12 protein-coding genes and 3 pseudogenes are annotated in these 12,331 nt (G+C 67.9%); 6 read left to right on the plus strand and 9 right to left on the minus strand.

Annotated elements, in window-relative coordinates; all coding sequences use genetic code 11:
• Positions 1-261 precede the first annotated feature (261 nt).
• From ABZ865_RS30170 to ABZ865_RS30185, 4 genes and pseudogenes are all read left to right on the plus strand, one after another.
• The gene (locus ABZ865_RS30170; RefSeq protein WP_361237110.1) at positions 262-705 is read left to right on the plus strand and encodes a pyridoxamine 5'-phosphate oxidase family protein; all 444 of its coding nucleotides are present in this window, start codon (positions 262-264) and stop codon (positions 703-705) included.
• 429 nt (positions 706-1,134) lie between these two features.
• Positions 1,135-1,506 carry a hypothetical protein gene (locus ABZ865_RS30175; RefSeq protein WP_361237113.1) on the plus strand — a complete coding sequence of 124 codons (372 nt, stop codon included), beginning with the start codon at positions 1,135-1,137 and terminating at the stop codon, positions 1,504-1,506.
• 124 nt (positions 1,507-1,630) lie between these two features.
• Positions 1,631-3,078 (plus strand): annotated as a pseudogene (locus ABZ865_RS30180) (NAD(P)/FAD-dependent oxidoreductase).
• A 336-nt stretch (positions 3,079-3,414) separates the two neighbouring features.
• Positions 3,415-3,735, plus strand: a pseudogene (locus ABZ865_RS30185) (XRE family transcriptional regulator); the annotation flags it as partial.
• 319 nt (positions 3,736-4,054) lie between these two features.
• On the opposite strand, the gene ABZ865_RS30190 reads toward ABZ865_RS30185, so the two are convergent.
• Both ABZ865_RS30190 and ABZ865_RS30195 read right to left on the minus strand, forming a co-directional pair.
• A complete protein-coding gene (locus ABZ865_RS30190; protein WP_361237116.1) occupies positions 4,055-4,900 on the minus strand; it encodes a hypothetical protein in 846 nt (281 codons plus the stop codon).
• Positions 4,897-5,217, minus strand: coding sequence for a PadR family transcriptional regulator (locus tag ABZ865_RS30195; RefSeq protein ID WP_361237119.1), 321 nt, complete (start codon positions 5,215-5,217; stop codon positions 4,897-4,899). The genes ABZ865_RS30190 and ABZ865_RS30195 overlap by 4 nt, the downstream gene beginning before the upstream one ends.
• A gap of 317 nt (positions 5,218-5,534) precedes the next feature.
• Here ABZ865_RS30195 and ABZ865_RS30200 point away from each other — a divergent pair, with 317 nt between their 5' ends.
• Entirely contained in the window at positions 5,535-5,912 is a 378-nt protein-coding gene (locus tag ABZ865_RS30200; protein WP_361237122.1) for a transposase family protein, read from the plus strand.
• A 9-nt stretch (positions 5,913-5,921) separates the two neighbouring features.
• The gene (locus ABZ865_RS30205) at positions 5,922-6,293 is read left to right on the plus strand and encodes a hypothetical protein (protein ID WP_361237124.1); all 372 of its coding nucleotides are present in this window, start codon (positions 5,922-5,924) and stop codon (positions 6,291-6,293) included.
• Between the two features lie 2 nt (positions 6,294-6,295).
• On the opposite strand, the pseudogene ABZ865_RS30210 reads toward ABZ865_RS30205, so the two are convergent.
• From ABZ865_RS30210 to ABZ865_RS30240, 7 genes and pseudogenes are all read right to left on the minus strand, one after another.
• Positions 6,296-7,067, minus strand: a pseudogene (locus ABZ865_RS30210) (IS5 family transposase).
• A gap of 521 nt (positions 7,068-7,588) precedes the next feature.
• The gene (locus tag ABZ865_RS30215) at positions 7,589-8,476 is read right to left on the minus strand and encodes an SDR family oxidoreductase (protein ID WP_361237127.1); all 888 of its coding nucleotides are present in this window, start codon (positions 8,474-8,476) and stop codon (positions 7,589-7,591) included.
• Positions 8,477-8,529: 53 nt separating this feature from the next.
• Complete coding sequence (locus ABZ865_RS30220) at positions 8,530-8,913, minus strand: MmcQ/YjbR family DNA-binding protein (protein WP_361237130.1); 384 nt, start codon at positions 8,911-8,913, stop codon at positions 8,530-8,532.
• Positions 8,914-9,044: 131 nt separating this feature from the next.
• Entirely contained in the window at positions 9,045-9,962 is a 918-nt protein-coding gene (locus ABZ865_RS30225) for an NADP-dependent oxidoreductase (protein ID WP_361237133.1), read from the minus strand.
• Positions 9,963-10,014: 52 nt separating this feature from the next.
• Positions 10,015-10,662, minus strand: a complete 648-nt coding sequence (locus ABZ865_RS30230) for a nitroreductase family protein (protein WP_361237136.1) — start codon at positions 10,660-10,662, stop codon at positions 10,015-10,017.
• Positions 10,663-10,718: 56 nt separating this feature from the next.
• Positions 10,719-11,543 (minus strand): isocitrate lyase/phosphoenolpyruvate mutase family protein, encoded by an 825-nt coding sequence (locus tag ABZ865_RS30235; protein WP_361237139.1) that lies wholly within the window; start codon positions 11,541-11,543, stop codon positions 10,719-10,721.
• 80 nt (positions 11,544-11,623) lie between these two features.
• The gene (locus ABZ865_RS30240) at positions 11,624-12,172 is read right to left on the minus strand and encodes a carboxymuconolactone decarboxylase family protein (protein ID WP_361237142.1); all 549 of its coding nucleotides are present in this window, start codon (positions 12,170-12,172) and stop codon (positions 11,624-11,626) included.
• Positions 12,173-12,331 lie beyond the last annotated feature (159 nt).

The following is a 12,331-nucleotide window of genomic DNA, read 5'->3' on the forward strand; positions in this document are numbered from 1 at the left end:
CATGGCACCCGCCGGACCCGGTACGGCCCCGTGCGCGGCCGTACCCACCAGGCGCGGCGCACATCAGGCGGTCGGCCCGGGGGCGTCCAGCGCGATCGGGAAGCCCGCGCGACAGCGCAGAGCGAGAGCCGGGGCATCGGCCGGACCAGGCCATCGGCCTGTTGTGGCACTCGAAAAAGGCTGCGTCGTGACGGCCAGGAGGGCGGAGCACGCAGACGTGGCAGGAAGGGTTGACGAGCGATGGGAATGATCACTGAGGACATGCGGCAGATCGTCACCAGCGCCAAGCTGGCGTTCGTTGCGACGGTCTGCGAGGACGGCTCTCCGAACCTCTCCCCGAAGGGGTCCGTGCGCGTCTACGACGACGATCACCTGGTATTCATGAACATGGCCTCGCCCAATACGGTGGAGAACCTGCGGCACAATCCGCGGGTGGAGGTCAACGTGATCGACTTCCTGCTCCGGCGGGGGTACCGCTTCAAGGGAACAGCCGAGATCCGCGGGAAAGGTGACCCGGTGTACGACTGGTCCCGCCAGTGGGTGCTGAACACCCACGGCGATCCCATCTACCCGTGCCACCAGGCCGTACTGATCAGGGTGGACCGGGTGCTGCGGGTGGACTCTCCCGCGTACACGTTCGGGCACGCGAACGAGGATGACCTGAAGCATGAGTGGGCCGCCAACTACGGTGTGGCATACCTTTGATGCGACATCGGACCACAGGTCCCGCAGGGCCGGCCGCAGACCGTGGTCTGCGCCGACCGCTCCGAAGTACGAGCGTTCGCTGAAGGGCTCGGCGGTGGACGCGGTCAGGGTGCAGATCCGCAAGCTTTTGCGGGAGACGCCGACGATGCCGGCGACAGTGATTGTGGAGCGGATCGGCCGGCAGCGGGGGAGGACGATTCCTCAAGGAACGTGTTGTGTGTGAGCTCGGACCGGCGTGTTTGCCGGTGGTCCCGGTGCCCCGGACGACGTATCGGCCGGGCGAGCCGGCCCAGTGTGACCTGTGGTTCTCCGAGGCGAACATCCCGCTCGGCCATGGGTAGACGGGCCGGCCGCCGGTCTTGGTGATGGTGTCCGGCTACTCGTGGGTGATCGCCGCGAGCATGCTGCCCCCGCGGCGGACCGGGGACCATGATCCCGGCCCCGGTCCGGGAACGGCTGGCGATCGACACCGCGGAGTACAACAATTGCACCTACTGCCTCTCCGCCCACACCTGCATAGGGGCGCATGTCGCCGAGGTCGACGCCGAGGATCTGGAGCGTGCCCGCCACGCGGAGTCCGCCGGCCCGCACGCGGCCGCGCTGCCGGCCCTGTCCGACGCCCGCGGCCGCGGCCACATCGGCGAGACGCAGCTCAAGGCTGCCCGGGCCGCGGGCGTCACCGACGCCGAGATCGCCGAGGTCGTGGGCAATCCGGCGTTGAACATCCTCACGAACCACTTCAACGTCCTCGCCGATACCGACAACGAATGGCCGGTCGTCAGCCCGCACACCCACGGCTGACCGACGCGCCCCGGCCTGGCCGACGAGCCCCCCGGCATCCGCGACCAGGCCCGACCAGGCCCGAGGGGCGGCCTCAGCACCGCCTCGACCGTCGTCAGGCACTTCCAGGATTGCGAGGAAGAACATGAGCGAACCGCACGAAACCCCCACAGACGTGCCTTACGACGTGGTCGTGCTGGGCGCGGGCCCGGCCGGTGCGAACGTCGCCGACCGCGCCCGTGCCGCTGGCCTCTCCGTAGCGGTCGTGGAACGGGAACTGGTCGGCGGTGAATGCGCGTACTGGGCGTGCGTGCCCAGCAAGGCGCTGCTGCGGCCGGTCCTCGCGGTCGCCGACGCACGCCGCGTGGACGGCGCCCGGCAGGCCGTCACCGGCCGGATCGACACCGAGGGCGTCTTCGCCCGCCGCAACCGCTATGTCTCCGACTGGGACGACTCACGACAGGCTCTGTTCCTCAAGTCCATCGGAGCTGACCTCTTCCGTGGCCACGGCCGTCTCGACGGGCCCCGACGCGTCAGCGTCACCCGTGACGACGGCGCCCGACAGACTCTCGCGGCTCGGCACGCGGTGGCCATCGCCACCGGCAGCCGACCGGCGTTGCCCGACATCCCAGGCATCGCCGAGGCCCGTCCCTGGACGAACCGGCACGGCACCGACTCCAGCACCGTGCCCGCCCGCCTCGCCATCATCGGCGGCGGCGGAGTCGCCATCGAGATGGCCACTCTCTGGCAGGGCCTCGGCGCCCAGGTCACCCTGCTGGCCCGCCGCCGATTGATCCCCCGCATGGAACCCTTCGCCGGCGAACTGGTCGCCCAGGGACTGAGCGAGGCGGGCGCGGACGTGCGGATCGGCGTCCAGGTAACCGCCCTGCGCCGCCCGGACCCGCAGGGACCGGTCACCCTCACCCTCGACGACGGCGGCGAGCTTCAGGCCGACGAGGTCCTGGTCGCCACCGGCCGCACCCCGGCTACCGACGACATCGGCCTGGACACGGTCGGCCTGACCCCCGGCTCCTGGCTGGAGGTGGACACCACCTGCCTGGTACAGGGCGCCGACGGCGACTGGCTGTACGCCCTCGGCGACGTCAATCACCGTGCCCTGCTCACCCACCAGGGCAAATACCAAGCCCGGACCGCAGGCGACGCCATCGGCGCCCGCTGGACGACACGCCCTGGGGCGACCACGCCACCACTGCCGACCAGCACGCCGTACCCCAGGTCTTCTTCAGCGACCCCCAGGCGGCCGCCGTAGGCCTGAGCGCCGACCAGGCCGAGCGCGCCGGGTACCGCATCAAGACCGTCGACCTCGACTTCAACGCCGCCCAGGGCGCCAACCTCTACGCCGACGGCTACCAGGGCCACGCCCGGCTGGTCGTCGACCTCGACCGGGAAGTCCTCCTCGGAGTGACCTTCGTCGGCCCCGGCGTCAGCGAGCTCCTGCACTCGGCCACCATCGCAGTCGCCGGCGAGATCCCGCTCAAGCGGCTCAGGCACGCGATCGCCCCCTTCCCCACCGTCAGCGAGATCTGGCTCTTCCTCCTCGCCGCCTACCAGCGCGATCAGGAGACGCCGTAGACCACCGCCACCTGACACCCCCGCCTGCCCACTCCGGACCCTGGACGCGGCCGCACGCACGGCACTGACCCCACCCGGCAACCCGACCTGCTGATTCCCAATGAAGTTGTCAACTGGCGTCGAGGACAGGGTGTGAGCGTCTCAGCCGAGTGCTGCCGGGGGCGGCGGCGGGGTGGTCTCGAAGGTGCGACCGTCGCGTATCAGGGCCCGCAGGACGTTCACATGGCGTCGCGCAAGCGCGATGATTGCCTATCTGCGGCTCTTTCCCTCGTCGCTATTGCGTGTGGAGAAGGCTTGGGAGAGGGGGGCAGGAGCGGGCCGCGACCTGGCCGACAGCAGCCCCGGGTCCGCAGGCGCCGGCAGCGGCAGGCCGCCGCGACGACGGGAATCACGGTGGAGACGCGGGCCCGGTTCGGCTACACCGCGCCGGTCGGCAGCACCGACGACGGCCGGTTCCGCCGCCTGACCGTGCACCTCTCCGCCGAGTACGCCCGCCGCTTGTTCGACGCCCGCGACGCAGGCGCCAGCGACCAGCAGATGCGGCAGATCGTCGCCGACGGATTCAAAGAAGTGTATTTCCAGGACGGCGGCACCCGAGCCATGGGACTCTCAGATGTTGCCATTAGCGACATCGACTACATCGATTTCGGATTCTGAAGCTGAAGGAAAAGATGAGCAGCGGCAACCTGTGACTGAGCCAAAGCGCGATGGTTGTCACTGAACCCTTCTCATCCTGTGGTTCAAGGCTGATGAGGATGGGCTGGTGGAGGCGTGACGCGGCAGGGCTCCTGGTCGGTCGGTTGGTGATCTCACTCATCAACGCCCGGACACAGGAGCCCTGTTGGTCCCGTATCGGTCAGTCCGGAAAGCGTCAGACCCCTGACGATCCCGTGAACGATAGGCGCGGATGGCGTCTCAGGCCAGAAAGTGAAAAGGACTCGTAGCACGCCCTGGAGCGGGAGCATCGCAGCCTCACTCACACGTCACCACCAAGATCCACCGGGTGCTCCCCATGGAGTGCGGCCTTGGCACCGCGACTGGAGCTGATCAGAGCTGCTGTGGAAGCGGCAACGGTGACGGTGAGTATGGGCATCATGACCAGCCGGGCCGCGTCATCGGTATTCATGGCCAACGCCGCGCCGCAGGCGATGCCTGTCGTCGTCACGGCGAACGCCACCGCAACCCCGGACAGGGCAAGCAGTCGCAAGACCTTGGCAGATGGTCGGAACCGGGTGACGGCGACGGCCGGTGCCACCGCCATGGTGATGAGGAACGCTGCCGGCCCAAGCACCGCCAAGGCTCCGACCCAATAGGAGATCGGGTCGATGGAGGCGTATGCCAGGAGGAACGGCGCGATCAGCCACGTGGGTAGCGTCGGGGCAAGAGCCACCAGCGGGCGCCACGCGGCCCGGTTGCCGGTTCTGGAGGTTTCCGCGAGGAGGGCGAGGGCGCCAGCCAGCAGGATGAGCCCAGCGCCGTACATGGCGTACTGAGCAACGTCGAGCAGTCGGCGCACCAGGGCCGGAGCCAGCCCGGGTTCCTCGGACAGGATGAAGCCCAGCATCGGCAGGGCATACAGTGCGGCGCACCAGGTGACCCAGGTGGTGGCGACGCTTGCCTGCATGCGGCGCCGGCGCCGTTCGGCGGACTCTTCGGGCATCACCGGGTGAAGCCACGCCCGCATCGCGCCGACAAGAAGGTCCGCGACGATGCTCGGGCCGGCGCCGGTGTCCTCGACCAGTGCTTCAAGCTCGCAACCGTAGCGCTCCCGGAACGAGGGAGGGTATGACCGCAAGGCCACCCGGGCCGCCATGTTGATCACGCGTTTGCCACCCCCAGTCGGGTCAACCCGGTGCGTGCGAAGCGAGCCATCGCCCGGAGCCTGTCGTCGAGCACGGTCTGGCCTTCCGCGGTGATGCGGTAGGGCCGTCGGCGCTCGTCCTCGTCCAGCGGCGCGATCAGGCCGCTTTCCTCCAGCCGCGCGATGGCGGCATACAACGTGCCCGGCCCCAGCCTGATGGACGTCTGTTCCTCGACATCCTTGGTGATCGCGTAGCCGTGCTTGGGGCCGTCGGCCAGGCTGGCCAGGATCAGCAACGCGGGTTCCGCCCATCCGACACGGTCCCGTTGACGCGGCATCAGGCACCTCCTTCATTCCCTCCCGACTACTACGTTATACGATAGTGCGTCGTACGTAGTACCAGTCGAGTTCGGCAGGACCCCGGGCACGATGGCTCTCGCAGCGCCCCGCCCGCCGTGGAGGCCACGCTGACCAGCGGCAGATCCACCTGGCCCCCGGCGTGCCGCCTCAGTGAAACCCTTCTCGTCCTGAGGATCGGGGCTGATGGAGAAGGGCTGGTGGGGGTTCGTGACGTGGCAGGGCTCCTGGTCGTTCGGCAGGCGGTTTCACTCATCAACGCCCGGATAGAGGAGCCCTGTTGGTCCCGTATCGAGCCATGCTCGACGTCCCACATGAGGTCGTCGAGTACGTCTCCTGTCTCATCTACGCCCGAAGGCGCGAACTACGCTCGCGCTGGCGGCGGCTGAGCTTCTTCCAGCAAGCCGTCCTCGTGCTGGTGCACCTGCGCAAGAACGAGACACTGCAGCAGGTGGGAGTCGGGTTCGGCGTCTCCACCGCCACCGCCGGCCGGTATGTGACCGAGGCGGTCGACGTCCTGGCCGATCACGCTCCCACCCTGCTCGACGCGCTGCACCACCATGACCCGAACGAGTTCCTCATCCTGGACGGCACCAATGGAGTGGATCAGGAGGCTCTGAGCCCATTCCAACTTCGGGCGACAGCCGATCGGCGCTGTGTCACGGACATCTGGTAGACCCTGGCTATGACGTTCTTGGCGGTGGTCGAGGGTGATGTGGGCGGATGGCACATCGATCGGGATGCGCTGACAGACGCGATCCGTGCCCGGTGGTCTGGGGTCGAGATCGACTCGATGCACCGCAGCGAAGTGCGCAGCCTCATATGGCAGTTCAAGACCGAGAACGGCCCAGGTGAGGCGTATCTGTACGAGGACGGTGCCTGCCTGTACATGGACGTCTCGGAGGAGGACGCGATCTGGTTGGCGATCGTCTTTCGCAGGCTGACACCGGTGGACCTTGGCGTGGTGTTCTGCGATGAGGGTTACACCTTCGACGTTCGCCTGCGGGCGGGGACGACCGAGGCCGAATTGACGGACCTGGTGAATGCTGCGGGTTGACCTCAGCCCGAGGCGACGAGCTGGAGGACCAGCACGGCTTGGACGAGGCTCGTGATCCTGGTCGTCGAGCAGCGGAGTTGCGGAGGAGGCGCCAGGACTCGAGGGTGGCGACGGCCTGCTCGACCAGTGCGCGGATCTTTGCGTGGGACCGGTTGACAGCCTGCTGGCCGGCGGAGAGGCTGTCCCATCGGCCGCGGTAAGGGAGACGGACCGTGCCGCCTGCGCCCTGGTAGCCCTTGTCTGCCCAGCAGGTGATGCCGGCCTCGGCGAGTGCCTCGATGACGCCGTGCTTGCGCGCGGCACGGACGTCGTGGACGGCGCCGGCCAAGGCTGGTGAAGCCCATATCAGACGCCCCTGCGGATCGGCAATGACCTGCACGTTCATGCCGCGCTTCTTCGCTGCTTGTGTTTGCCCGAGTAGAAGGGGCGGTCGGCGGCGATTCGGTCGATGGGCAGGAGCGTCCCGTCCAGGATCACGTACGCCTTCGTGGCCGCCGCTCGTGCGGCTTCGGTGAGGGCGGGGGCGAGGGCGGCCAGGAGGTTGACGGCCTCAGTGATGTACCGGGAGGCGGTGGTGGTGCCGATCCCGAATCCGGCCGCAAGCTGGGCGTAGGGCTGGCCGTTGCGCAGGTGGGCGAGGGTGAGCAGGGCCTGTCGCCCTGCATTCAGGCGTCGCCATCGGGTTCCGAGAGCGCGGCGGTGTTCCCTCAGGCGGGCGGCGAGGAAGCGCAGGGCAGAGCTGGACACGTCGACGCCGGACGGGTAGACAAGCATGCGAAGCCTCTGGTGGAGACGGTTCTCTTGGTCGAAAACCCACCTACCAGGGGTTTCATCTACCTGTCACCCCAACTGCCTGGGCTGGCATGTGAGGTTGGAAAAGGCTCTCTGTACACGGACGCGTACCAGAAGCGTAAGGGCACCTGGGTCTGTGTCTCGGCTTGTGCGATCGCTCCGGGTGCCTGACCGACCACGCGCGCGAGACTGCTGTCCGCGACGCAAACCCCGCCTCCAGGCAGGAGACCATCCCGAAGAGCAAGTGGGACACGGCAACAAGCCGAGACCGGCCCGCGGCCACGCACCAGTACTTACCCCAGAAGAGAAGGGCCTCGCCGGGCTGTAGGAAGGCGGGCACGAGGGTTCTGGCGGTTCTGGCCGCACCTTCGCGGTTCGGGCGCAGGGACCGGTCAATGTTCTGCACGATCTCGACCTGGGAGCCGCGGGTGTCGGCGAAACACACCGCCTCAAGGCCGCGCTCGCCGGCGATGCTGGCGGCTCGCGGCGGCATCCCGAGGATTTCAACCCAGGGCGGGGTAGCCGCCGGCAGCGAGGTCGTCGATCAGGCTCGGGTGGGTGGGCTGCCAGCCGAACCGTTCCCGGGTCAGCGCACTCGACGATGGCATGTCGAGGGCGAACACGCGGCCGATGACGCCGAAGCGCTCAGACGCCACTGACTCGACCGGTACCGCGAGAACGCCGCCGATAGCCTCGGCCAGTGTCCTCATGGTGTCGCCCTCGTCGGCTACCGCGTGCAGGACCGTGCCCGGCGCGGCGTCCTCGAGTGCGATGCGGAACAGCCGGGCGGCATCAAGCCGGTTGACCGCTGGCCATCGCTGTGTGCCGTCACCGACGTACGCTGACACGCCGGTTTTCTGCGCGGCGGCGATGAGGACGGAGCAGAAGCCGTATTGCGACCCGCGTTGGTGCACGGAGCGCGGCAGCCGCACGACAGAGGAGCGGATGCCCTGGTCGGCCAGGGTCAGCACCATCTCGGAAGTGCGGCCGCGGCCACCGACCGGACCGTCGGTGGTGTCGGGGTCGTCCTCTGTGGAGGTGTGGCCTGGCATCATCGGCGTGAGGCCGGCATGCACGAACGGCTTGCCGCTGCCTGCGAGTGCGGCCGCGAGGGTGTGCACGGCGCGTGTTTCCTCGTCGATGCCCGCTTCCAGGTTGTTCCAGTCGTTGCTGAAGGCCAGGTTGATGACGCCGTCGGCCTGCGCGGCTCCGGCGCGGAGGCTGTCGAGGTCGGTGAGGTCGCCGCGCAGCGGCGTCCCGCCGGCGGCGGTGACGGCCGTAGCCGCGGTATCGGAGCGGACGAGGCCGAGGACCTCGTGACCGGCGGCGATGAGCTCGGGAACGGCAACTGAGCCGATGCTGCCGCTGGCGCCGGTGACGAACACGCGCATGGGGGCTCCATATGCGGGCTGCGACGCTGGTCGCAGGATGGGCGTGGCGGGGGTCAGGCGTGGCGGTTGTGGGTGTGTGGATCCATGGGTTGCTTGGCCTTGCGAAGCGCGCCGGCCACGAGACGGTAGGAGTCGGTGACGAGTTCCTTGACCAGCTTGGCGTCGATGGTGTCTCCGCCTTCCATGGTGATCCAGTGCCTTTTGTTCATGTGGTAGCCGGGGGTGATGTCTGCGTACTGCTTGCGCAGGGCTGTGGCGTCGTCCGGGACGGCTTTGAGGATCACGACGGGGCGTCCCGGCATGTCGGTCATGAGCATGAAGACCTTGCCGCCTACCTTGTGGAGCTCCCAGTCGGGGTCGAAACGATGCTCCTGGTCGGTGCCGGGCAGTTCCGCGGTGTGGTCGCGTGCGAGCTTCTGCAGTTCCTGTCCGTCCAAGGTGATCAACTCCTGGGTCGGTTCGAGTGCCTGGCGTGTGTCGTTTCGGGTCCTTGGCGCCGGTCGGTGGCCGGCACTGGACGGCCACCGACCGACGGGCAGGTCATGGTCTTGATCTCCGCCACGGCCGTCTACGGCAGGACGCGGATGATCGTCTTGCCGCGGCGTCGCGTGGTCGGGTTGAGGGCGCCGATGGCGTCGTCGAGGCTCGCGATGTCACCGATGTTGGTCCGCAGCCGTCCGTCGCGCACCCGCTGTACGATCTCACCGAGTTGGGCGCGATCGGCTTCGACGACGAAGTCGATGGCCAGGCCGTCAGCGGGACGTGCTTCGACCGGGCCGACGACGGACACCAGGGTTCCGCCGGGCTTGATCAGGGCGGCGGACTGCTTTTGCACGTCGCCGCCGATGACGTCGAAGACCAGGTCGACGCCGCCGATGTCTTTGAGCGTGTCGTTCTCGAGGCCGATGAACTCGTGCGCGCCGAAGTCGAGTGCCTTCTCGCGGTCTGCGGCGCGTCCGGTGCCGATGACGTAGGCGCCGGCTTCACGTGCGAGCTGGGTGACCATCGTCCCGACTGCCCCGGCTGCGCCATGGGCGAGGACGGTCTGGCCGGCCTGGAGGCGGCCGTGCTGGAACAGCCCCTGCCACGCAGTCAGGCCTGAGATCGGCAGGGACGCGCCTACCGTGAAGTCGACGTCGCCGGGCAGCGGTGCGAGGTTGCGTGCTTCGATCGCCACGTACTGGGCGAGGGTGCCGTCGCGGTGCCAGTCGGCGATGCCGAACACCCGCTGCCCGACCGAGAGCCCCGTCGTGCCGTAGCCGAGGGCGGTGACCACTCCGGCCAGCTCGTGGCCGGGGATCGACGGTGTCTTGTCACGGCCGGCGCGATCGGCCCAGGTCGACGGCCACTCCATCTCTGTGGGGACGAAGCCCGATGCATGGATCTGAACGATGACGTCGTTGATCGCCGCGAGCGGCTCGGGCCGCTCCGTCAGCGTCATCCCGGCCATTCCCGCGGCCTGGTCGGTGACCACAATGGCTTTCATCGAAAATGCCTCTTCCTCGTATGAGTGGTGGGTTTTGGTTTCCGAATGGGTCTTAGACGAAGGTGAACAGCTGGTCGGCGTCGAAACGGGAGATCGGGGTGGTGTACACCCTCTCCGGGTCCGGGTAGCCGAGGGCCAGCAGCACCGTCGTGCTGTGTCCGCCCTCGCGGATCTTGAAGGCCTTGTCGACACTGGTCGGGTCGAACCCCTCCAGCGGCGTGGCCTCGACGCCGAGCTCGGCGGCCGCCATCATGGTCAGACCCACCGCCATGTAGGTCTGCTTCTCCATCCAGTGGTTCAGGTCCTTGTAGCCGTAGGTGCGCAGGTTGAGGAAGTCCCGGGTCATGGATTCCCATAGCTCCTGCTTCGCCGGGTCGGGGAACCGGCCGTCGGCCCTCTCCTTGTCGAACACCGCCTCCAGGTGGGTGTCGGGCAGATCGGCCCGGGTGGTGAGGATGATGGTGTGCGACGCGTTCAGGATCTTCTCGGCGTTGTCCCGGAATCGCTCGCCCAGGTTGTTGGCGAGCCGCTCCTTGCCTTCGGGCGTGGCGAGAACGTAGAAGTGGTTCGGCTGGACGTTCACCGATGACGGCGTGGAGCGCAGGAACTTCAGCAGCTGCTGAAGGGTTTCCTCCGGAATGGTCTTGCTGGGGTCGAAGTACCTGGTGAGGTGCTTGTTCATGAGCTGGTCGAGGTTCATGTCGATCTGCCTTCTTCTTGTGATGAGCGGGTGAGAAGCGGTGGTTCGGGTCAGGGCTAGTTCGTGCCGCGGGCGAGCAGGTCGTTGATGCGCTCGAAGCTGATTCCTGTCGTCGCGGTGGTGAGGTCGCCGGCGACGAGAGCCTTGGTGGCCTGCTGGAGTGCCTCCATGGCGTGGGTGTAGAGCGCGGGACCCAGGCTGATGCGCTTGACCCCGGCCTGCTGCAGTTCAGCGACGGTCAGCACCTTGTCCGCCGGCGAGATGAGGACGTTGACCGGTGTCGGCGCAACGGCGGTGACGATCGCGACGAGTGCGTCGAGGTCGGGTGGGTAAGGGGCGTAGAGCACATCCGCGCCGGCCTCGGCGAAGGCCGTCAGACGCCGGATGGTGTCATCGAGATCGGGCCGGCCCTGGATGAAGTTGTCGGTGCGGCCGGTGACGACGATGCGCCCCTTGGCCGCCTCGACGGCGGCGCGTACGCGGTTGACTGCCTCGTCGAAGTCGCGGATCGGTTGATCGGGATCGCGTGAGGTGTCTTCGATCCCGATACCGGCCAGGCCGGAGGCGACGGCGGCTTCCACGGTCGCCGCGACGTCTGCAGGGGTGTCGCCGTAGCCGTCCTCGAAGTCTCCGTTGACGGGCAGCCCGGTGAGCCGGCCGAACAGCCGCGCATGCGCGAGGTGCTCGTCGAGGGTGACTTCGTGACGACCGTCGGCCCGGCCGAGCGTGGCGGCGAGTGCCGCCGACGACGTAGCGATCGCCTCGAAACCGGCATCGGCCAGCATCAGTGCCGAGAGGCCGTCCCAGGCGTTCGGCATGACGAGGCCGCCGTCGCGGGTGTGCAGTGCCATGAACGTCTCATAGAGCTCGGAGCCTGGCATGGCGAACCTTCCGGATGATCGTGCTGGTGTGCCGAGGGGTTTGCCGGCTGTGCGCGCGGCCTTGACGGGGGTCCCGGCGATCAGCCGGGCGTGCCGGCCGGGCTGACGGCGGGGATGTCGATGTCGGTCTGGTTGACGTTGTTGATGAAGTTGGTCAGCAGGACCTGCACCGCCACCGTGACGATCGCCAGGATCTGCGGGTCGGTGTACCCGGCGCCTCGCACAGCCGCGAGGTCGGCGTCGCTCACCTGGCCGCGACTGTCCACCACCTGCTGAGCGAAACGAGCGACCGCGGCGCGCTTGGGATCGACCGAGCTCCCGGCCCGGGCCAGGTCGATGTCGTCGCTCGACATGCCGCCGAGCTTGGACGACACGTAGGTGTGTACCGCCAGGCAGTAGTCGCAGCCGTTGGCCTGCGAGACGGCGAGCGCGATGGTGTGCCGCGTCTTCGCGTCCAGAACTCGGCTCAAGCTGCCCTGCAGCGTCATGACGACGTCGAGGACGGTCGGGTTCGACGCGAGAGTGGCGAACATGTTCGGGACGAAGCCGAACTGCGCACCGATGTTGTCGAGGATTCCCTTCGCGCCGTCGGGGACGTCATCGGGGGAGGGAGCGTTCAGTCGTGACATGGCGAATCAACTTCCATGAAGGTGTGAGGGGGTAAGCGCCGACCCAGGACGGTTCCTGCTGCTTCGGAGGTCCAGTCCCTGTTGTGGCTGCGCACCCCGGGCATTTTTTGGGCTGTCCGGCCCACTTCCGAGAGTGAACACCCCTCGTTCTGGGCTGTC

It is taken from the genome of Streptomyces sp. NPDC047085 (genome assembly GCF_040643735.1).
Lineage (GTDB): Bacteria > Actinomycetota > Actinomycetes > Streptomycetales > Streptomycetaceae > Streptomyces.

Coding starts and splice junctions, on each gene's coding strand:
- ABZ865_RS30215 (WP_361237127.1), bottom strand. CDS start 8,476: ATGCGCGTGTTCGTCACCGGCGCCAGCGGCAGCATCGGCTCAGTTGCC.
- ABZ865_RS30170 (WP_361237110.1), top strand. CDS start 262: ATGCGGCAGATCGTCACCAGCGCCAAGCTGGCGTTCGTTGCGACGGTC.
- ABZ865_RS30235 (WP_361237139.1), bottom strand. CDS start 11,543: ATGCCAGGCTCCGAGCTCTATGAGACGTTCATGGCACTGCACACCCGC.
- ABZ865_RS30225 (WP_361237133.1), bottom strand. CDS start 9,962: ATGAAAGCCATTGTGGTCACCGACCAGGCCGCGGGAATGGCCGGGATG.
- ABZ865_RS30200 (WP_361237122.1), top strand. CDS start 5,535: ATGCTCGACGTCCCACATGAGGTCGTCGAGTACGTCTCCTGTCTCATC.
- ABZ865_RS30205 (WP_361237124.1), top strand. CDS start 5,922: ATGACGTTCTTGGCGGTGGTCGAGGGTGATGTGGGCGGATGGCACATC.
- ABZ865_RS30240 (WP_361237142.1), bottom strand. CDS start 12,172: ATGTCACGACTGAACGCTCCCTCCCCCGATGACGTCCCCGACGGCGCG.
- ABZ865_RS30230 (WP_361237136.1), bottom strand. CDS start 10,662: ATGAACCTCGACCAGCTCATGAACAAGCACCTCACCAGGTACTTCGAC.
- ABZ865_RS30195 (WP_361237119.1), bottom strand. CDS start 5,217: ATGCCGCGTCAACGGGACCGTGTCGGATGGGCGGAACCCGCGTTGCTG.
- ABZ865_RS30175 (WP_361237113.1), top strand. CDS start 1,135: ATGATCCCGGCCCCGGTCCGGGAACGGCTGGCGATCGACACCGCGGAG.